This is a genomic window from Sphingomonas sp. P4_G3, from assembly GCF_056401105.1.
This window is the reverse complement of record NZ_JBFUJZ010000003.1, coordinates 300,092-320,239: the sequence shown is the minus strand read 5'-3', so window position 1 is coordinate 320,239 and position 20,148 is coordinate 300,092. Positions and strand designations below refer to the sequence as shown.

The following is a 20,148-nucleotide window of genomic DNA, read 5'->3' as shown; positions in this document are numbered from 1 at the left end:
GGGTGTTCAGGCCTCCACGGGGCGGAAGGCGAGCGGGAGGGCGCTCAACCCGCGCAGACCCGAATTGGTGCGCCATTCGAGCGTGCTCTCGGGCACCGCGACGCGAATGTCCTCCATGCGTGCGAGCAAGGCGAGGTACGAGATCCGCGCTTCCATCCGCGCCAGCGCCGCGCCGAAGCAGAAATGCGCCGCCCAGCCAAAGGCGAGGTGACGGTTGTCGGTGCGGGTCAGATCGAGCTCGTCGGGATTGGGGAAGCGTTCGGGATCGCGGTTGCCGGCAGCCATCACCGCCATCACCGCTTCACCCTTTTTCATCAGCTTGCCGCCGATCTCAGTGTCCTGCTTGACGATACGCGCGGTGTGCTGGCTCGGCGTCTCATAGCGCAGCAATTCCTCGACCGCGCTTTCGATGATTTCGGGATGCGCGCGCAATTGCGCCATCTTGTCGGGCTGGCGCGTGAGCGTCAGGATCCCGTTGCCGATCAGGTTGGTCGTGGTCTCCTGACCGCCGACCATCGTCACGATGGTGTTGGCGATGACCTCGTCCTCGGACAGGCGCTGGCCGTCGACCTCGGCATCCATCAGCGAGCGGATCAGCCCGTCATGCGGGTTGCGCTCCTGCTCGCGAACCGCATCGCGGAAATAGCCGGTCATGTCGGCGACGCACTTGAGGACGTCGCGGACGCGGTCGGGGTTGTGCTGGAAATTGCCGAGCATCTCGGCGAAGGTCGCCGACCAGGCCTTGAGCTGGCGATGGTCCTCGAGCGGCACGCCGAGCAGGCCGGCCGTGACGATCGCCGGGAAGGGCTCGGCGAAATCGGCGATCAGCTCGCACTCGCCGCCTTGCACCGCCTGGTCGATCAGGTCGTGCGCGATCTCGCGGACCTTGTCCTCCATCGCATCGACCCGGCGCGGGGTGAACGCGCTCATGCACAATTTGCGCAGGCGGGTGTGGTCCGGCGCGTCGAGGAACAGCATCTGCCGCGCCATCAGATCGGCGACGGGGCCGAGCGAGGGCAGGCCGAGCGCCTCCATCTTCTTGGGATCGGGCGTGCGGTCCGCGCTGAATTCCTTCAGCACGAAATGCACGTCCTCGTACCGAGTGACGACCCAGGTGTGCATGAACGGATCCCACATCACCGGCGCTTCCTCGCGGAGTCGGCGGTAGAACGGGAAGGGATCGGCATGCACTGCCGGGTCGAGCAGCTGGAACAGGCTGAGGCTCGGGTCGAACGGCTGGGCCGCGGCGATGGGCGAATGCTCGGTCATATCTCTCGGCTCTCCGTTGGGCCGTTATTGCTGGGCGCGCGTGGCGGCTTCGTCGTCGTCCATCGCCTCGATCATCGCGAACACGATCTCCTCGATCCGCGCGGCGAGCTGGCGGATGGTCGGCGCCTGGAACAGGTCTCGCAGCGTCAGATCGATGCCGAACGCCTCGCCCGCGCGCAGCACCACCTGGGTGCCGAGCAGCGAGTGACCGCCGAGCAGGAAGAAATTGTCGTCGACCCCGACATTGCCGCGGCCAAGCACGCCTTCGAGTATCTCGGCGAGCTTTGCTTCGGCCGGCGTCTCGGGCGCGGCGAACCCGGCCGAGGCGAGGGCGTTGGCGTCGCTCGGTTCGGGCAGAGCGCGCTTGTCGAGCTTGCCGTTGGGCGTCAGCGGCAGCGCGTCGATCCGGACGAACGCGCCGGGGATCATATATTCGGGCAGGGTCTTGCCGAGGAATTCGCGCAGTTCTTCGGCCGACAGCGGGTCCTTCTCGACGACATAGGCGACGAGCATGTCGCCGCCATCGGGCGAGGGCGCCGCGATCACCGCGCCCGAGCGGACGCCGGGATGGGTGCGCAGGACGCTCGCGGTTTCCTCGGGCTCGACGCGATGGCCGCGCACCTTGGCCTGGTCGTCGACGCGGCCGTGGAACGTGAGCTGGCCATCGGGGCGCCACGCGGCGCGGTCGCCGGTGCGGTAGAAGCGCTCGCCGTCGATCATGATGAAGGCGGCGGCGGAGAGCTCGGGCTGATGGCGATAGCCGCGCGCGACTTGCGGACCGCCGATATAGATTTCGCCCTGTTCGCCATCGGCAACGGCCTTGCGCTCGCCGTCGAGGATGCGGATCGTCGTGCCCTTGATCGGATAGCCGATCGCGGGAAGCCCGGTTTCCTCATTGCCCGGCGGCACGATCGCCGACGTGGCGACGACGGTGCATTCGGTCGGGCCGTAATTGTTGACCAACGCGAAGGGCAGACCCGGACGCGGACGACCGAGCAGCCGATCGGCGCCGGTCAGGATGTAGCGGAGCTTGGTGCCCACCGCCCAATCGTCGCGGACCAGGTCCTGCGCAAGCGCGGTGGGAACGAAAGCGACGGTGACGCCCTGGACGATCAGCCACGCGCGCAACCGCTCGTCCGAGGTGCGGACGTCGTCGGTCGCCAGCACCACCGAGGCGCCGGCGCACAGATACGGCCAGACTTCCCAGACCGAAGCGTCGAAGCCGAGACCGGCAAGGTGGCTGCCGCGATCGTCGGCGGTGACGCCGAACGCCTCGTTATGCCAGCCGATCAGCCAGGAGAGATTGGCGTGGGTGACCTCGACGCCTTTGGGCTTGCCGGTCGTGCCCGAGGTATAGATGACATAAGCGAGCGCATCGGGATCGTTGGGCGCCGCGGCGAGCGGCTCGGCGGTAGCGAGCTCCGGGGCCTGCCAGTCGAGCGTGACGACCGGGGTCGGGCTATTGGGCACGCGAGCGGCAGTGTCTCCGCGGCCGACGACGAGCGCACAAGCGGCTTCCTCGACGATCGTCTGGAGGCGGCCGTCGGGCCAGCTCGGATCGAGTGGCAGATAGGCGGCACCCGCTTTCCATGCGCCGAGCACGACGACGAGTTGGTCGAACGAGCGCTCGAGGCACACGCCGACCAGCGATTCGCGACCGACGCCCTGCGACGCCAGCCAGGCGGCGACGCGGCTCGCCTGGGCGTCGAGCTCGGCATAGCTGAGCACGCCGCAGGGTGCGACCAGCGCGGTGGAATCGGGATGGCGCTTGGCGATCTCCGCGACGACATGCGGCGTCGAGAAGGGCGGCGCGACGAAAGCGGCGGCGCGGGTTGCCGGGGATTCGCCGCCCTGCGACGAATGGAGCGATGCGTTGTGCTGACTAGCCATAGGCTCGCGCTTAACCGATCAGTCGTTTTGAAACGTTTAAAGCGGCGGCAACCCTCTCGTGCCCGCTGCTCGGCGAAGAGCGGTTAAGAGAGGCCGAGTAGTGAAGGCCGCGTTAACCATCGTCGCTCAACGGATCGAAACGCGTCCCGGGCAATATCCTGCTTATGGGGGAGGGCCTTCAGAACCGCGATGTCGCGTGGACATCACCCCCGCCGCGCGTCGACAAGCCGCGCGTTTCGGGCATCGATCTGTTTCGCGGCGCGCTGGTCGTCCTGGTCATCCTCGGCCATTTCGCCGAACTGAGCCAACGCCACCATTTCCTGACCTGGTTCGGCATCGGCTTCCGGATGCCGCTGTTCATCGGCCTGACCGGTTATCTGTTCAACCTCGAACTGGCGCGCAGCCTGTCGTCGGCGGGACTGCTGCGGAAATATTATGATCGCATGGTGCTTCCCTGGCTCGCCGCCTGTGCGGTGGCGGTGGTGATCACCGGCTCGATCGCGTGGTTCTCTCCATTCTATGCGGTGATCCGCCCGCCTTATCATTTGTGGTTCGTGCCGGTCATCCTGGCCTTCATGTTCGCGGCGAAGCTGTGTCGCCTCGGTCCCGCGACGATGCTGGCGATCGCCATCCCGATGAGCATTGGTTCGATGTACGTGTTCGGCGTCGGGCACGATGTCTGGCAATTCGGCGCCTGGACGCCCGACCGGCGCTATTTCATCTATCCGATCTATTTCACGCTGGGGATGTGGGTCGCGCGCCGCCCCGCGCCGACGCGCGAATATCCGCTGCTGCTAGTCGCGTTTGTCGGGCTGCTGTGGTGGTCGCGTCTGTACGATCATCCCTCAACTCCGGCCGAGGCAGCCGCCGAACTGCTGCTGTGCGTTCCGCTGATCGCCTTGTTTCCCTGGTTGCGGCGGATAACGTTCGACATTCCGCTGATCAGTGCGATCGGCCGGGACAGCCTGTTCTTCTACCTTTGGCATCCGCTGGTGTTCGCTTTGTGGTCCGCCTGGGGATTTTCTGGCGCGCCTCTACTGGCGCTCGCGGCCGGCACGACATTGGCGACTTGGGTGGCGATCGCGCGCTTGCCCAATTTGTCAGGTGTGCTGGGCGTGCGGCCGGTCGCCTCGCCGGCTCCCGCCGCAGCGATCGGAATGCCCGATGCCGCATCACCCGAGGGCGCGGTATGAGCACGGCGTTCAGACTGTGCCGCACGGGCATGATGACCATCGCCTGGATCATGGTGTTGCCGTGCCTGCTCATCCTGATCGGCGCGGTCGTGCCGATCATCCCGTGGTTTCGTATCTATGCGTTGGGCGTCGTACCCAACCACACGTCGTGGCTGTTCCTGTGGGGGATCGTCGCGCTGTTGATCGGGTTGCTGGCGAATTCGCTGTTCAAATCCCGGGCCGCGATCGCCCTCGTCGTGACCGCCGTCGTCACCATTCTCGCGACAACCTGGGTGATGCTCCACTTGCTCTATATCGCGCAGGTCAACGGCGCGCGGATCAACGTCGTCCGGGCGCTCGACTTGCGCGAAGTGCGGGACGGCGCGCGCCCCGACGAAAGCCGAATCTATTCGCGGCCGGGCGGCGAAGACCTGTGGCTCGATATCTACCACCCCGCGCCAAACCCAGCCGGCACCTTGAGTCCGGTGCTGATCGCGGTGCATGGCGGAGGCTTCTTCCAGGGCAGCCGATCGTTCGGCGCCGCGAACCAGCGCTGGTTCGCCGACCATGGCTGGACCGTGGTCAGCATCGACTATCGGCTGGCCAGAGACGATCGGCCGACCTGGAATCTGGCCACGCGCGACGTGCAATGCGCGCTCGCCTGGACTGTCGCCAATGCGGGCGCGCTGCACATCGACCTCGATCGCGTGACGCTGACCGGCGGGTCCGCTGGAGGCAGCCTGGCGATGGCCGCCGGATATCTGGCCAATGCCAAGCGCACCGACCCGGAATGCGGCCCCGCCATTCCGCACATCGCGGTCGTGGTCGCCAAAGCGCCGCTGATCGATGTCATCGGGTCGTGGTATTATGCTAGCGAATTGCGTGACGAGCAGCGTTCATACCTGACGCGCTATATCGGCGGGTCGCCGCGCGATTATCCCGATCGTTACGCCGCGATCGATTTGCGCCATTTCCAATTCCCCAGCAATCCGCCGACGCTGATCCTGGGCGGAGCCTCCGATCCCTTGTTATCGCCGGAAGCCGGGACGGATTTCGTGCGCAAGGCAAATACCGCCGGTCTTGAGGTCCACCAGATCCTGTTTCCCTATTCGGGGCATGATTTCAACACGACCTATAACAGCATCACCAACCAGGCGATGCGGCAGATCATCGCGCAATTCATCGTCGACCATGGAGCGGGGCCGAAGCTAACCGGACTGACGTTCGCGGACTGACCGGCGTATCCGTTCCTGGATCGGCCGGGCTGCTTTCGCACGCGGTCAAGCGCCGCCCGATCGCTCGGCTATTCAGTCAGCGGGCTTGAACCGGTCGGGGTGCGCCGCGGCGACCGCGTCGATCTCGGTCAGCCGCGCATCGATCTCCACCAGGCGGGGAAAGGCCTCAAGTTGGGTTTCCAGCCGTCGCGCATTGTACATTTGGGGCACCAGGCAGACATCGGACAAATCGGGCGATCTCCCGCCCAGGAAGGCGCCGCTGCCAGCCATGGTCTCCAGCGCAGTGAAGCCCTCGATGATCCAATGGCGGTACCAATCGTCGCGCGCCGCCTGATCTACACCCATCTCGTTCAGCCGGCGCAGGACGCGCAGATTGTCGACCGGATGGATGTCCGCGGCGATCACCAGCGCGCGTTGCAGGGTCATGGCGCGGGCGAGCGCATCAGCCGGGATCAGCCGCGGACTGGGAAAACGCGCGTCGAGATAGTCGATGATCGCCAGGCTCTGGCCCAGAATATGGCCGTCAATCTCCAGCGTCGGCACCAGTCCCTGCGGATTGACCGCGAGATTTTCCGGTGAAACGTGCTCACGCTTGAGCAGATTGACGGTGTGGCGCTCATAGTCGACCTGCTTCATCGCCAGCGCGATGCGGACGCGATAGCTTGCCGACGAGCGCCAATAATCGTGCAGCCTTATCGTCACAGCATCCCCATGCCGGCAGCCGCCGCTTCGGCATCCTCCTCGGCGGTGCGTTCCGAATTGCGCTCGAGCGCAACCTTGATCATCGCGGTCAGCGGGTCGGCGAGCGCGAGGCCGAGCACGCCGAACAGGGTCGAGGCGAGAATCTGCATCGACAGGGTCAGCGCCGGGGGCAGATCGACCGTGCGCCGCGCGACCAACGGGATCACCACCCAGCCGTCGAAGGTCTGGATGACGAAATAGATGAAGATCGCCCACAATCCCTTGTCGACACCCGCGCTGAAACCGACCGAGACCATCAGGACACCGCTGACGAAGGCGCCGACATTGGGGATGAACGCCAGCATGCCGGTGATGATGCCGAGCACCAGCGCCATCGGAATCCCGGCGATGCTGAGCGCGATCCACATCAGCACGCCTTCGAACGCCATTCCCGCCAGGCGGCCGGCCAGCAGCCGCCGGAGCTGGGATGCCATCCGCCCGAGCGTGATCGAGAATTCGGCGCGATAGTCGCTCGGCACCATCCACTGCAGCCCGCGGTCATAGATGCGGGGTTCCATCGCGACGAACAGCCCGATGACCATGATCATGAACAAGGTCGTGACCGCACCGAGCGCAGTACCGATCCAGCTGGTGAGCTTGCCGACCGATCCCAACGCCTGTTGCGCGAGGCCCTTGAGATCTTCGGCTCCGGGCAGGATGCCCTGCGCCGCCGCCCATTGCGACATGCGGTCGGCCTGGATTTCGAGCGTGGCCTGGAGCTGTTGGAACTGGATCACCACGCCCGCGCCCGTCTTGTAAAAGACGATTCCGATGAAGGCGATCGTCAGGATGACGACGATCAGCAACCGCCAGCTGCGCGCGATCGGCAAAGCGCGGCCCAACAGCCGCACGCCGCCGTCGAGCATCGAGGCGAATACCAGACCCGCCAGAATGATGAGGATCGGCTGGATCAGGATCACCACCAGCGCCATCGTCGCGGCGAGCCCCAGCCAGACGGCCGCGCGCTTCAGCTCGCGGCGCATCTCGGGATCGCGCATTTCGTTGGGGCTGGGCTCGGCGACCAGCGCTGCGGTGTCGTCGGCCATTTATTTATCCCGTGCCGGGTGGAGCGAGGTACCCGCGCGGCCGCCGCGCAGCCCGCCCCACCAGGTCAGCGGGTTCCAGGTCGCCCTGCCGTTCTTGGAAAAGGTGACGAACTCGGCGCGGCCGCCGATATATTCCCACGGCACCGGGCCGCCCAGCCCGCCCTGGTCGAGCGCGATGCGGCTGTCCGCCGAGCGCTCTCGGTTGTCGCCCATCAGGAAGACATGGTCGGGCGGCACCACGCGCGGGCCGTAATTGTCGCCTTCGTAATAGCTCGGACCGCTGTCCGGCGTACCACGGCTGAGATCGACCGTTTCGAAGCTGCGCCCGTTGGGCAAGGTCTCGCGGACCAGCGGCAACCGGCAAAAATGCTTGTTCGCCGGACCCTGCAGGCCACCGGGGATGTCGCAGGTCGTGCCATATTCCTCACCTGTCAGCGCCACGCCGCCATAATCGGGCAGGTCGACATAGTGAACCGGGCCGCGCTTCACCGGTACATTGTTGATGAACACGACGCCGTTGCGCACCTCGATTCGGTCGCCCGGCAGCCCGATCACGCGCTTGATGTAATCGGTGTTGCGCCCGGGAGGCGTGACGATGACGACATCGCCGCGCTCGGGCAGGCGGCCGAACAGTCGGCCGTGGATGAAGGGCAATTGCACGCCCCAGCTTTCCTGCGGCTTGTGCTGGACGAGATCGCGCCACATCGCGATGGGGTTGGGCAAGGTGGGCGAGATGAACGACCAGCCATAAGCATATTTGGCGACGACCAACTGGTCGCCGACCTCGAGCCCCGGCAGCATCGATTCGGACGGGATGTAGAATGGCTTGGCGATGAAGCTGTGAAAGCCGAGCACGGCGAGGATCAGCCAGAAGATGCCGGCAATCTCTTTCCAGACGGCGTGTGCGCCCGCACGCCACTTGTCCGCGGGCGCGGGCTTGGCGGTTTCGGCCGGTGCCACGGGGTCGAATTTTCCGTCGTTCAACGCCAACTCGTCACTCATTCGTCATTCCCGATACCATGTCTCGACCCGATAGCATCATCCGGGGCCGGCCGCGCCTCGATCACCACGAAGGCCTGCGCCCAGGGATGATCGTCGGTTAGTGTTACATGTATATAAGACACGTGGCCAGCCGGTGTGATCGCGTCGAGCCGTGCTTTCGCGCCGCCGGTCAGCGCCAGGGTCGGCGCGCCCGATCGCGCATTGACCACACCGATATCGCGCATGAAGACGCCGGCCTTGAACCCGGTGCCGACCGCCTTGGAAAAGGCTTCCTTGGCGGCGAAGCGCTTGGCCAGCGTGCCGGCCTTGGTGAACGGGCGGCGATTCGCCTTGGCACGCTCGACCTCGGTGAACACGCGAGTCTCGAATCGCTCGCCAAAACGGTCGAGCGAATTCTGGATCCGCTCGATATTGCACAGGTCTGAGCCGAGACCGATGATCACGACTCTTTGTCCGCTGCCGCGGAAGCGGTGCCGGCCCGCACCCCCATCCGGCCGCCCATAAGATACCATGACTGGGCGGCCGGGTGGGSGYGCGGGCCGGCACCGCGCGCCTCTACGCACATCAGCGCGCCCATCAGGCCGTCGCCCCAGCGAAAGCTGGGGTCTCGTGCCGCAAGCGCGCGCTCCGAAGGCCTGAGATCCCAGCTTTCGCTGGGATGACGGGATCGAGCTAGGCTCACCTAGCCTCATCCATCAGAGCACGCATCCGCCGCACCACCGGCGCCAAGCCGTCGAAGATCGCCTCCCCAATCAGGAAATGCCCGATATTGAGTTCGCGGATCTGCGCGATCGCGGCGATCGGTACGACATTGTCGAAGGTCAGGCCGTGGCCGGCATGCGCTTCGATCCCGTTCTTGGCGGCGAGCGCTGCGGCATCGGCGATTCGGCGGAGTTCGACGGCGCGGTCTTCACCGTCCAGCTCGCAATAGCGGCCGGTATGGATCTCGACCACCGGCGCGCCGAGGCTCAGCGCCGCCTCGATCTGGCGCGGGTCGGGCTCGATGAACAAGGAGACGCGGATATTGGCCGCGCCCAGCGCGCGGACCATCGGCGCCAGGTGATTGTGCTGGCCCGCGGCGTCGAGGCCGCCTTCGGTGGTGCGCTCCTCGCGCTTTTCGGGAACGATGCACGCCGCGTGCGGTCGATGACGCAGCGCGATCTCGAGCATCTCGTCGGTCGCCGCCATTTCGAGGTTGAGCGGGATCGGGAGCTCGGCCGACAGCCGCGCGATATCGTGGTCGGTGATGTGGCGGCGGTCCTCGCGCAGATGCGCGGTGATCCCGTCGGCACCCGCCTCGGCCGCGAGCAAGGCGGCGCGCACGGGATCGGGATAGCCGGAGCCGCGCGCGTTGCGGACGGTCGCGACATGGTCGATATTGACGCCCAGGCGCAGGCGTTCGGAAGGGGAGCCGCTCATCTGACGCCCCAGATACGGGCCCGGTTCGAGGCGCGCAACGTCATGTCTCTGCGAAAATCGACTCCCGCGCTTGAAGATTGCGACGCGGGCGGCGTATAGGCCCGGGCCAGACGGGCCAAATCCGCGACTTATGGGGCCGCTGCCGCGGCTCAAATGCTTGAACAGGGTGACGCGACAATATGCGCTTTACGGTTGTGAAAACAGCGATGCTGGCGGCGGGGCTGATGCTCGCCGGCGCCGGCCAGGCCGCGCCACAGGCGCCCACGGCGCCGCCGCCCGCCACCGCCGCGACTCCGGCGGCGACGACTGCCGCTCCTGCCGGGGCCATCGTTGTCACGGCGGTGCCCAAAGGGACGCCGGATGCCAAGGCGGCGCCCGCGGCTAACGATCCGTTGCTGTCGATGGACGGCGCGCCACCGATGAAGCCCGTCGCAGGGATCGGCCAGCCGGTCGATGGTGAGATCGGTCTCCAGCCGCAGGTGACCAAGAATGGCGAGCGTGCCGCCTGGTTCCACAACGGCCCGCTGCTCTGGACGATCACGATCATCTCGGTGTTCGTGCTGCTCCTGCTGCTCTGGGTGATCTTCCGCTATAACCGCCGGTCCAACCCGGTGCCGTCGAAGACCGCGCACAACACGATGATCGAGGTCGTGTGGACCTTGCTCCCGGTGGTCATCCTCGTGCTGCTGGCGATCCCGTCGATCGGCCTGCTCCAGGCGCAATTCGCGCCGCCGCCGAAGAATGCCATCACGCTCAAGGTCACCGGCAACCAATGGTATTGGACCTATAGCTATCCGGACAATGGCGGGTTCGAAATCACCGCCAACCTGCTCAAGGAAAAGGACGAGGTCGGCCCGGGCGAGCGCGCGCGCACCGACGACGACGGTCCCCGCCTGCTGGCGGTCGACAATCGCGTCGTGCTGCCGGTCGGCGTGCCGATCCGCCTGATCACCACCTCGGCCGACGTCATCCACAGCTGGGCAATGCCGGCATTCTGGATCAAGCTCGACGCCGTCCCCGGCCGCCTCAACGAGACCAGCTTCACGATCGAGAAGCAGGGCCTCTATTTCGGCCAGTGCTCGGAATTGTGCGGTCCCAAGCATGCGTACATGCCGATCGCGGTCGAAGCGGTTCCGCTCGACGTCTACAACAAATGGGTTGTCGCCAAGGGCGGCAAGGTCGCCGGTGCGGCCGAACCCGGCGCGGCGCCGGCTGCTGCCAATGCGTCGGCTCCGGCGGATGCCAACACCGCCGCACCCGCGGACAATATGACCGCCTCCGACAATGCCGCTGCCGGCAATTCGACTGGACAGTAAGACAATGAGCGATATCGCCCTCACGCCCAACGCCTTCGAGGCGCATCACGGCGGCCACGAGCATCATCATGACGCGGATCACAAACCGGGCTTCTTCGCCCGCTGGTTCATGTCGACCAACCACAAGGATATCGGGACGCTGTACCTGATCTTCGCGATCACCGCGGGGATCATCGGCGGTGCGATTTCGGGCCTGATGCGTGCCGAATTGATGCATCCGGGCATCCAGTTCCTCGGCGAATGGGCCAATACGCTCAACCACATCCGTGGCGGCGGCGACGTCAACATGGACCAGGCGCGCCATCTATGGAACGTGCTGGTGACGGCCCATGGTCTGATCATGGTGTTCTTCATGGTCATGCCGGCGATGATCGGCGGGTTCGGCAACTGGTTCGTGCCGCTGATGATCGGCGCGCCGGACATGGCGTTCCCGCGCATGAACAACATCTCGTTCTGGCTGCTGATCCCCAGCTTCACCCTGCTGCTCGCCTCGCCCTTCTTCGGTGGCGCGGATGGCGGCGCGGGCACCGGCTGGACGGTCTATGCGCCGCTATCGACGCAGGAGGCGGGGCCATCGGTCGACATGGCGATCCTGTCGTTGCACCTGGCGGGCGCGAGCTCGATCCTGGGCGCGATCAACTTCATCACTACCATCTTCAACATGCGCGCGCCGGGCATGACCCTGCACAAGATGCCGCTGTTCGTGTGGTCGGTGCTGGTCACCGCGTTCCTGCTGCTGCTGGCGCTGCCGGTGCTCGCCGCGGCGATCACCATGCTGCTGACCGACCGCAATTTCGGCACGACCTTCTTCCAGGCCGAAGGCGGCGGTGACCCGATCCTCTACCAGCATCTGTTCTGGTTCTTCGGCCACCCCGAAGTGTACATCATGATCCTGCCGGGCTTCGGCATGATCAGCCAGATCATCGCCACCTTCTCGAAGAAACCTGTGTTCGGGTACCTGGGCATGGCGTACGCGATGGTCGCGATCGGCGTGGTCGGATTCATCGTGTGGGCGCACCACATGTTCACCACCGGCCTCAGCGTGAACACCAAGATGTACTTCACCGCCGCGACGATGGTGATCGCGGTGCCGACCGGCATCAAGATCTTCTCGTGGATCGCGACGATGTGGGGCGGCTCGCTCAGCTTCAAGACCCCGATGGTCTGGGCGATGGGCTTCATCTTCATGTTCACCGTCGGCGGCGTGACCGGCGTCGTGCTCGCCAATGGCGGCGTCGACGACTACATGCAGGACACGTACTACGTGGTGGCGCACTTCCACTACGTGCTCAGCCTCGGCGCGGTGTTCTCGCTGTTCGCGGGCTTCTATTACTGGTTCCCGAAAATGTCCGGCCGGATGTACAACGAGCTGCTCGGCCATGTGCACTTCTGGGTGTTCTTCATCGGCGTGAACGTGCTGTTCTTCCCGATGCACTTCCTGGGCCTGCAGGGCATGCCGCGGCGCTATCCGGACTATCCCAACGCGTTCGAATATTTCAACAAATTCGCGACGATCGGCTATATGATCATGGCCGCGGGCATGGCCATCTTCTTCATCAACCTGATCTGGTCGCTGTTCGCGGGCAAGAAGGCGCCCGACAATCCCTGGGGCGAAGGTGCGACGACGCTCGAGTGGACCTTGTCGAGCCCGCCGCCGTTCCACCAGTTCGAGACGTTGCCCGTCATAGACGGGGGTGATTCCCATCATCATTGATCGGTACTGATCCGGCAACGAAGCGCCCCGGAAGTTTTCCGGGGCGTTTTCGTTTCGGCGCAACCGCTTTGCATGCCGCCGCGAGCCGCTTATAGGCCCCTCAACCCATGACCACTGAGACCATCGCCCTTCCTGCCGACTGGCGCGATTTCCTGGCGCTGACCAAGCCCCGGGTGATGACGCTTGTCGTCTTTACCGGTCTGTGCGGCATGCTCGCGGCTCCGGTCGCGATCCACCCGGTGATCGGCTTCACCGCGATCCTGTGCATCGCGCTCGGCGCGGGCGCGGCGGGGGCGCTCAATCAATGGTATGAAGCCGATATCGACGCCAAGATGAAGCGCACGCGTGGGCGGCCGCTGCCGGCTGGGCGGATGAGCCGCGACTCGGCGCTGCAATTCGGTGTCGGGCTCGGCGTCTTTTCGGTGCTGCTGATGGGCCTCGCGACCAATTTGCTCGCGGCGGGCATCCTGACGGCGTCGATCCTGTTCTACGTCTTCATCTACACGATCTGGCTCAAGCCGCGCACGCCGCAGAATATCGTCATTGGCGGTGCCGCCGGTGCCTTCCCGCCGCTGATCGGCTGGGCGGCGGCGACCGGCAGCCTCGCGCCCTTGCCGCTGCTGCTCTTCGCGCTGGTATTCCTGTGGACCCCGCCGCATTTCTGGGCGCTCGCTTTGTTCGTGAAGACCGATTACGCCAATGCCGGCATCCCGATGCTGCCGGTAGTCGCGGGCGAGCGCGCCACGCGGACGCAGATCGGGCTCTACACCATCCCGATGGCGGTTGCCGCGGTGGCGCCCTGGCCGCTTGGGCTGACCGGCGCGATCTATGGCTGGGTCGCGGTAGCGGCAACAGCCTGGTTCGCACTGCTCGCGGCGCAGATCACATTCCGTACGACCGGTGCCGAGGATCGCATGCGCCCGGAAAAGCGCCTGTTCGCTTATTCGATCGCCTATCTCTTCATCCTGTTTGGCGCGGTTGTCGCCGATCGGTGGCTGGCATGACTCCCGACCAACAGAGACTCGCGGCGCAACGCCGCAATGCGCGCGCGCTGGCGCTGGTGCTCGGCGTGCTGGTGATCCTGATCTTCGCGCTCGCCATCGCCAAGATCGGGCTGGGTTGGTCGCACGAGTGATGGCGATGCAGCGGACCACACGTACAGCGCTTCTGGCCGTGATCGGCGTATGCTGCTCGACCGGCCTCGCCTGGGCCAGCGTGCCGCTCTATCGCATGTTCTGCCAGGCGACGGGGCTCAACGGCACCACCGGACGGGCGCTGCGCGCTCCCGGCGCGGTCGATGGCAAGGTCACGGTCGCGTTCGACACCAATGTCGCGCCCGGCTTCAAATGGAATTTCAAGCCCGAGAACGAGTCGGAAACGATCGATATCGGCGCGCGCGACATGGCGTTCTTCGATGCGACCAACACGTCCAGCCAGACGCTGACCGGTACCGCGACTTTCAACGTCACCCCGGCGCAGGCGGGGATATATTTCAAGAAAATCCAGTGCTTCTGCTTCACCCAGCAGACGCTCAAGCCCGGCGAGACCCAGCGCATGCCGGTGATCTTCTTCGTCGATCCGGCGATCCTCAAGGACCCGGACGCGCGCGATATCCAGACCATCACGCTCAGCTATACGTTTTACCCGGTAGATTCCGCGAAAACGCCAAGCTAGAGGCTTAATCAAACCAGTCTAACGGGGACCGACATGGCCGGCGCCAAGAACCACGATTACCATATCCTGCAACCCGATCCCTGGCCGCTGATCGGCGCGATGTCCGCGCTGGCGCTGGCGTCGGGCGGTATCATGTGGATGAAGGGCGCGCATTACGGTTCGCTGTTGTTCGGCTTCGGCCTGATTTGCGTGCTGTTCACGATGTTCTCCTGGTGGTCCAACGTCATCAAGGAAGCGCATCAGGGCGATCACACCCCGGTCGTGCAGCTCCACCTGCGCTACGGCATGGTGCTGTTCATCGCCTCCGAAGTGATGTTCTTCGTCGGCTGGTTCTGGGCGTTCTTCGATTTTTCGCTGTTCCCCGCGCCGGTCGTGTGGGACGCCGCGAGCAAGACGGCGAGCCTGGCGACCGAGAATATCGCCGCCGCCTCGGTCTGGCCGCCCAAGGGCATCGAGGTCATCAACGCCTTCCAATTCCCGTTGCTCAACACGATCATTCTGCTGCTGTCGGGCACGACGGTGACCTGGGCGCACCATGCGCTGATCCACAATCAGCGCGGCGGCGCGATGAAGGGCCTATGGGGTCTGCTGGGCGTCGGCGAGAATGACGGCGTCAAGAAGGGCCTGTGGCTGACGATCGTGCTCGGCGTGCTGTTCAGCTCGATCCAGGCGTATGAGTATTCGGAAGCGCCGTTCCCGTTCAAGGGTCTCAACTATGGCGCGTCGTTCTTCATGGCGACGGGCTTCCACGGCTTCCACGTGCTAATCGGCACGATCTTCCTGACCATCAACCTGATCCGCGCGTACAAGGGCGACTTCACCCCGAAGCAGCATTTCGGCTTCGAGGCCGCCGCTTGGTACTGGCATTTCGTCGACGTGGTGTGGCTGTTTCTGTTCATCACGATCTACGTCTGGGGTGGCTGGGGCGCGCCCGTCCACGCCGGCTGATGACTGAGGCGCGACCCGACGGGGGCTCTGCGCCCGCCGCGGTCGCGCCGGTCCAGGTCGCGCTGCGTGGACTTTGCCCGCGCTGCGGCGCGCCGACCTTGTTCTCCGGTTGGGTGCGCTTTGCCGATCGCTGTTCTGCCTGCGCGCTCGACATCTCGGCATTCAATGTCGGCGACGGTCCGGCGGCGTTCCTGATCCTGATCCTGGGCGGGGCGATCGTCGCCGCGGCAATCACGCTCGAATTGTCGCTGTCGCCACCCTTCTGGGTTCATGTGCTGCTCTGGATTCCGCTGAGCGCGGCCGCCGTGCTGCTGGCGTTACGAGTGTCGAAGGCAGGATTGCTCGCGCTCGAATATCGCAACAAGGCGCGCGAATTCCGCAGCGAGGGCCCGCGATGAAGCGCTTCCCGATTGTGGCGACCGTGCTGGTGGCCTTGGCCGTGACCGCGATGATTGCGCTGGGGTTCTGGCAATTGCAGCGGCGCGGGCAGAAGCTCGCCGAATTGGCCGTGCTCGCCGCCAACCCGTCGAAGCCGCCGATCGCCTTCCCGATCCCGGCGATCGGCGACGATTTGCTGTTCCGCCGCGCCGGCACCTTCTGCCTGAAACCGGTCAGCTTCGCGCTCGACGGCGCGGGCAAGGCCGGGTTCCGTGTCATCGCGCGATGCGCCACGGGGGCCGAAGGGCCGGGCTTTTCGGTCCAGCTCGGCACGACGCACAATCCCGAGTTCAAGCCCAAATGGACCGGCGGCAAGGTCGACGGAATGATCAGCCACGCGCCGTCGAGCACCCCGCTGATCGCGACATTGTTCGGCAGGGCCGCGCCCAAGGAATTGCTGTTGGTGGCCAATACGCCGGCGCCGGGACTGGCGGCGAACGAGATGCCCAGCATCGAGTCGATCCCCAACAACCATCTCGCCTATGCGGTGCAATGGTTCCTGTTCGCCGGGATCGCGGTGATCATCTATCTGCTGGCGCTGCGCCGCCGCGCTCGTAAGGGGTAAGCATGCAATATGTGAGTACGCGTGGGGCAGCGCCTGCGCTCGGTTTTCGTGAGGTCACGCTGGCCGGACTGGCGAATGACGGCGGATTGTACCTTCCCGAGGCGTGGCCGACGCTGAGCCGCGATGAGATCGCCGGGCTGGCTGGTCTATCCTATGTCGAGACCGCGGTCCGGGTGATGGCGCCGTTCGTCGGCGACGCGCTGAGCGAGAACGAGCTGCGCGATCTGTGCGCCCAGGCTTACGGCCGTTTCTCGCACGACGCGGTGACGCCGCTGGTCCAGCTCGATCACCGCCACTGGCTGCTCGAACTGTTTCATGGGCCGACCCTGGCGTTCAAGGACGTCGCGCTGCAATTGCTCGGCCTGCTGTTCGAGCGCTTCCTCCAGGGGACCGACCAGAAACTGACGATCGTCGGCGCGACCAGCGGCGATACCGGATCGGCGGCGATCGACGCGGTCGCCGGGCGGACCGGGGTCGAAATCTTCATGCTCCACCCGAAAGGGCGGGTGTCCGACGTCCAGCGCCGCCAGATGACTACGGTGTTCGCGCCCAACGTCCACAATATCGCGATCGAGGGCAGCTTCGACGACGCCCAGGCGATGGTGAAGGCGATGTTCAACGCCAATGCCGCCGGGACTGGCCCGCTCGGGCATCTGACCCTGTCGGCGGTCAATTCGATCAACTGGGCGCGGCTGATGGCGCAGGTGGTCTATTATTTCTATGCGGGTGTGCGGCTCGGCGCACCCGAGCGCGCAATCGCCTTTTCGGTGCCGACCGGCAATTTCGGCGACGTGTTCGCCGGCTATGTCGCGGCTAAGATGGGGCTGCCGGTCGCGAAGTTGATCGTCGCGACCAACGTCAACGACATCCTCCACCGCGCGCTGTCGAGTGGCGACTATTCGGCCGCCGGGGTGGTGGCGACGCCGACCCCGTCGATGGATATTCAGGTGAGCTCGAATTTCGAGCGGCTGCTGTTCGACGTTGGCGGACGCGACGGCGCGGCGATGGCGGCGCAGATGGCGGGGTTCGAGGCGTCGAAGGCGATGCGGCTGACCAACCAACAGCGCGAAGGCGCGGCGGATCTGTTGTCGAGTGCGCGGATCGACCTCGACGACATGGCGTTGGCGATGCGCTGGGCGTGCGAGCGCGCCGGGCAAGTGATCGACCCGCATACCGCGATCGGTCTCGGCGCGGCGCGGCAGGTCGACGTGGACGCTCCGATCGTGACCTTGGCGACCGCGCACCCGGCCAAGTTCGGCGATGCGGTCGAGCGTGCCACCGGCGTACGCCCGGTCCTGCCGGCGCGGGTGGGCGATTTGTTCGAGCGCGAGGAACGGTACGAGACGCTGCCAGCGACGTTCGAGGCGGTGACGGAGTACATCGCTAGGGTCGCGGCATGATCAACAGACCCTCACCCTTCCCACCCGGCTGCGCCGGGCGGGCCCCTTCCCTCTCCCGCATGCGGGAGAGGGAGGGAGCGCCGCAGGCGCGGAAGGGTGAGGGTCTGTCGTCGAGCGCTGCCGCATGAAACTCGACACGATGATCGGCGAGCCCTGGGCCGATTACGGCCTGGTCGACTCAGGCCATGGCCGCAAGCTCGAACGCTATGGCCGCTTCCGCTTCATTCGCCCCGAACCGCAGGCAATGTGGGCACCAGCAAGCCCCGACTGGAAGGCCGACGCCGAGTTCATCCCCGGATCGGACGAGGACGGCGGCGGGCGCTGGCAATATAGCGGCCAGGTGCCACGCGACGGCTGGCCGATGAAATGGGACGATGTCGGCTTCACTGCGCAGACCACGCCGTTCCGTCACCTCGGCTTCTTCCCCGACATGGCGCCGGTATGGACTTGGATGCGCGAGCGGCTTGCGGGCCTGGACGAGGCGGAGGCGCTCAACCTGTTCGGCTATACCGGTGTCGGCACCCTGGCATTGGCGTCCAAGGGCGTGAAGATGGTCCATGTCGACGCCTCCAAGAAATCGGTCGAAGGCGCGCGATCGAACGCGCGGCTGGCGGGACTCGACGACAAACCGGTGCGCTGGATGGTCGACGACGCGACCAAATTCGCCGCGCGCGAGGTGCGACGCGGCCGGCGTTACGACGGGATCCTGCTCGACCCGCCCAAATTCGGTCGCGGACCGGAAGGCGAAGTGTGGCGGCTTGAAGAAGGACTGCCAGGGTTGATCCAGGATTGCCGGCAATTGCTCGACGACCGCTCGCGGTTCCTGTTCCTGACGGTGTACGCCGTGCGCATGTCAGCGCTGGCGATCGGCGAACTCGTCAGCCAGGCCTTCTCCGATCTGCCCGGCAAGGTCGAGGCGGGCGAGCTCGCGGTGCGCGAGGAAGCGCGCGGTCTGTTGCTGCCCACCGCGATCTGGGCGCGCTGGAGCCGGTGAACGGCCGTAGCTGGTAGACGCCTGTCGGCCCGCTTTCGCGATCCGTCGCGCCCGTGCCTCGACAGCCGAAAGGGGCCAGTTTTCCACTGCCCGACGAACATGCTATTCTCCGCCGACATTGCGGGGAGCGGTCCAATGCATCGGTTTCTGAGCACCTTGACCATCCTGTTGGCAGCGACATTGGCTATCCTACCCCGCACCGCCGTCGCCCAGCGCGCCGGCACGCTCATCGCCGCACAACCGGTCGGGGACGCTCCCGCCAATGTCCGAGCCTGGCGGATCGAATATTGGACCAGCGGGGATAGCAACCAGCCGATCCGGGTGACGGGCATGGTCATCGCCCCTCGCGATCGCTCCAGTGCCGGCCCGCGACGGGTAATTGCCTGGACGCATGGCCTGATCGGCATTTCGAAGCGCTGCGCGCCGTCCCTGGGCAGTACCAACTTCACGCTGATCCCGGCGCTCGATGACGTCGTCCGCCGCGGCTATACCATCGTCGCGCCCGATTATCCCGGACTCGGTTCCGACATGGTCCATCCCGTGCTGGTCGGTACCAGCGAAGGTAAGTCGACGCTCGACGCGGTCCGTGCGGCGCGGGGCATTCCCGAAGCCGAAGCCGGATCGCGCTTCGCCGTCTGGGGCGAATCGCAAGGCGGTCATGCCGCGCTGTGGACCGGACAACTATGGTCGAGCTACGCCCCCGATCTGCAACTCGTCGGGATCGCGGCGATCGTGCCGCCGACCGACCTGCACCGGAATTTCAAGGAAGGCAGCGACGCCCGTGTCCGCGCCCTGCTCACTGCCTATACCGCGACGAGCTGGTCGCGCTATTACGGCGCGTCGATGTCGATCCTGGGACCGCGCTCGGTCCAGAACGTGATGACCCGGTTGGCCGACAACAATTGCGTCAACTTCGACGCGAAGCCCAAGCTCGGCACGATCATCGGCATCGTCATCGCCCAGCGCGCGATCCGCAATCTCGACCTCGGCACGAAACAGCCCTGGGGACGGTTGATGCGCGAGAACAGTCCGTCGGCTGCTGCCATCAAGGTGCCGGCGCTGATCGCCACCGGGACCGGCGACACCATAGTCGCCCCGGCCGTGGTGCGCGATTTCGCGCGCGCCGCCTGTGCTTCAGGCAAGACGGTGCGCTTCATCTCGGTGCCGGGCGGCGAGCATGGCACTGTCGCCCGTACCGAGGCGGAAGCGACGCTCGGCTGGATCGATGCGCGCTTCGCGGGAGGGCGGGCGCCGAGCAATTGCGGGTCGTTCTGAGCGCCTGCGGAGCCCCGGGGCCGGATCGCCGCGACGCCGACTGGGCTGCC

General features: G+C 65.7%; 20 protein-coding genes. 13 read left to right on the top strand and 7 right to left on the bottom strand.

From position 1 onward, the window contains the following. Nucleotides 1-6: 6 nt before the first annotated feature. Both AC1DQQ_RS09610 and AC1DQQ_RS09605 read right to left on the bottom strand, forming a co-directional pair. Entirely contained in the window at nucleotides 7-1,269 is a 1,263-nt protein-coding gene (locus AC1DQQ_RS09610; RefSeq protein ID WP_478030861.1) for a cytochrome P450, read from the bottom strand. Nucleotides 1,270-1,293: 24 nt separating this feature from the next. Then, nucleotides 1,294-3,159, bottom strand: coding sequence for a non-ribosomal peptide synthetase (locus AC1DQQ_RS09605; RefSeq protein WP_478045016.1), 1,866 nt, complete (start codon nucleotides 3,157-3,159; stop codon nucleotides 1,294-1,296). Between the two features lie 164 nt (nucleotides 3,160-3,323). Here AC1DQQ_RS09605 and AC1DQQ_RS09600 point away from each other — a divergent pair, with 164 nt between their 5' ends. Continuing rightward, nucleotides 3,324-4,352: an acyltransferase family protein gene (locus AC1DQQ_RS09600; protein WP_478042564.1), complete on the top strand. Its 1,029-nt coding sequence runs from the start codon at nucleotides 3,324-3,326 to the stop codon at nucleotides 4,350-4,352. Continuing rightward, the gene (locus tag AC1DQQ_RS09595; RefSeq protein WP_478030858.1) at nucleotides 4,349-5,566 is read left to right on the top strand and encodes an alpha/beta hydrolase fold domain-containing protein; all 1,218 of its coding nucleotides are present in this window, start codon (nucleotides 4,349-4,351) and stop codon (nucleotides 5,564-5,566) included. Before AC1DQQ_RS09600 ends, AC1DQQ_RS09595 begins: the two co-directional genes overlap by 4 nt. A gap of 72 nt (nucleotides 5,567-5,638) precedes the next feature. On the opposite strand, the gene maiA is transcribed toward AC1DQQ_RS09595, so the two are convergent. The 5 genes from maiA to AC1DQQ_RS09570 all read right to left on the bottom strand — a co-directional run bounded on the left by maiA (nucleotide 5,639) and on the right by AC1DQQ_RS09570 (nucleotide 9,774). Then, complete coding sequence (gene maiA, locus AC1DQQ_RS09590) at nucleotides 5,639-6,268, bottom strand: maleylacetoacetate isomerase (protein ID WP_478045015.1); 630 nt, start codon at nucleotides 6,266-6,268, stop codon at nucleotides 5,639-5,641. Then, complete coding sequence (locus AC1DQQ_RS09585) at nucleotides 6,265-7,353, bottom strand: AI-2E family transporter (protein ID WP_478045013.1); 1,089 nt, start codon at nucleotides 7,351-7,353, stop codon at nucleotides 6,265-6,267. Before AC1DQQ_RS09585 ends, maiA begins: the two co-directional genes overlap by 4 nt. Beyond that, entirely contained in the window at nucleotides 7,354-8,355 is a 1,002-nt protein-coding gene (lepB, locus tag AC1DQQ_RS09580; protein WP_478030853.1) for a signal peptidase I, read from the bottom strand. Continuing rightward, a complete protein-coding gene (gene acpS, locus AC1DQQ_RS09575) occupies nucleotides 8,352-8,798 on the bottom strand; it encodes a holo-ACP synthase (RefSeq protein ID WP_478042559.1) in 447 nt (148 codons plus the stop codon). Before acpS ends, lepB begins: the two co-directional genes overlap by 4 nt. 235 nt (nucleotides 8,799-9,033) lie before the next feature. After that, nucleotides 9,034-9,774 (bottom strand): pyridoxine 5'-phosphate synthase, encoded by a 741-nt coding sequence (locus tag AC1DQQ_RS09570; protein WP_478030851.1) that lies wholly within the window; start codon nucleotides 9,772-9,774, stop codon nucleotides 9,034-9,036. 179 nt (nucleotides 9,775-9,953) lie between these two features. Between AC1DQQ_RS09570 and coxB the strand changes: the two genes are divergently transcribed. The 11 genes from coxB to AC1DQQ_RS09515 all read left to right on the top strand — a co-directional run bounded on the left by coxB (nucleotide 9,954) and on the right by AC1DQQ_RS09515 (nucleotide 20,098). After that, complete coding sequence (gene coxB, locus AC1DQQ_RS09565) at nucleotides 9,954-11,090, top strand: cytochrome c oxidase subunit II (RefSeq protein WP_478042558.1); 1,137 nt, start codon at nucleotides 9,954-9,956, stop codon at nucleotides 11,088-11,090. A gap of 4 nt (nucleotides 11,091-11,094) precedes the next feature. Next, nucleotides 11,095-12,804, top strand: coding sequence for a cytochrome c oxidase subunit I (gene ctaD, locus AC1DQQ_RS09560; RefSeq protein ID WP_478042557.1), 1,710 nt, complete (start codon nucleotides 11,095-11,097; stop codon nucleotides 12,802-12,804). A 107-nt stretch (nucleotides 12,805-12,911) separates the two neighbouring features. Further along, nucleotides 12,912-13,808, top strand: a complete 897-nt coding sequence (locus AC1DQQ_RS09555) for a heme o synthase (protein ID WP_478042555.1) — start codon at nucleotides 12,912-12,914, stop codon at nucleotides 13,806-13,808. Then, the gene (locus AC1DQQ_RS09550; protein ID WP_478042554.1) at nucleotides 13,805-13,939 is read left to right on the top strand and encodes a hypothetical protein; all 135 of its coding nucleotides are present in this window, start codon (nucleotides 13,805-13,807) and stop codon (nucleotides 13,937-13,939) included. The genes AC1DQQ_RS09555 and AC1DQQ_RS09550 overlap by 4 nt, the downstream gene beginning before the upstream one ends. Then, nucleotides 13,939-14,478 (top strand): cytochrome c oxidase assembly protein, encoded by a 540-nt coding sequence (locus tag AC1DQQ_RS09545; RefSeq protein WP_478030841.1) that lies wholly within the window; start codon nucleotides 13,939-13,941, stop codon nucleotides 14,476-14,478. The genes AC1DQQ_RS09550 and AC1DQQ_RS09545 overlap by 1 nt, the downstream gene beginning before the upstream one ends. A 33-nt stretch (nucleotides 14,479-14,511) precedes the next feature. Beyond that, the gene (locus AC1DQQ_RS09540; protein ID WP_478030839.1) at nucleotides 14,512-15,426 is read left to right on the top strand and encodes a cytochrome c oxidase subunit 3; all 915 of its coding nucleotides are present in this window, start codon (nucleotides 14,512-14,514) and stop codon (nucleotides 15,424-15,426) included. Continuing rightward, a complete protein-coding gene (locus AC1DQQ_RS09535; RefSeq protein ID WP_478042553.1) occupies nucleotides 15,426-15,824 on the top strand; it encodes a DUF983 domain-containing protein in 399 nt (132 codons plus the stop codon). The genes AC1DQQ_RS09540 and AC1DQQ_RS09535 overlap by 1 nt, the downstream gene beginning before the upstream one ends. Then, nucleotides 15,821-16,429 carry an SURF1 family protein gene (locus AC1DQQ_RS09530; RefSeq protein ID WP_478030835.1) on the top strand — a complete coding sequence of 203 codons (609 nt, stop codon included), beginning with the start codon at nucleotides 15,821-15,823 and terminating at the stop codon, nucleotides 16,427-16,429. The genes AC1DQQ_RS09535 and AC1DQQ_RS09530 overlap by 4 nt, the downstream gene beginning before the upstream one ends. Before the next feature lie 2 nt (nucleotides 16,430-16,431). Further along, a complete protein-coding gene (gene thrC, locus AC1DQQ_RS09525) occupies nucleotides 16,432-17,829 on the top strand; it encodes a threonine synthase (protein ID WP_478042551.1) in 1,398 nt (465 codons plus the stop codon). A 124-nt stretch (nucleotides 17,830-17,953) separates the two neighbouring features. Further along, on the top strand, nucleotides 17,954-18,823 hold the full coding sequence (locus AC1DQQ_RS09520) for a class I SAM-dependent methyltransferase (protein ID WP_478045012.1): 870 nt from the start codon (nucleotides 17,954-17,956) through the stop codon (nucleotides 18,821-18,823). Between the two features lie 135 nt (nucleotides 18,824-18,958). Next, entirely contained in the window at nucleotides 18,959-20,098 is a 1,140-nt protein-coding gene (locus AC1DQQ_RS09515) for a lipase family protein (protein ID WP_478045010.1), read from the top strand. Nucleotides 20,099-20,148 lie beyond the last annotated feature (50 nt).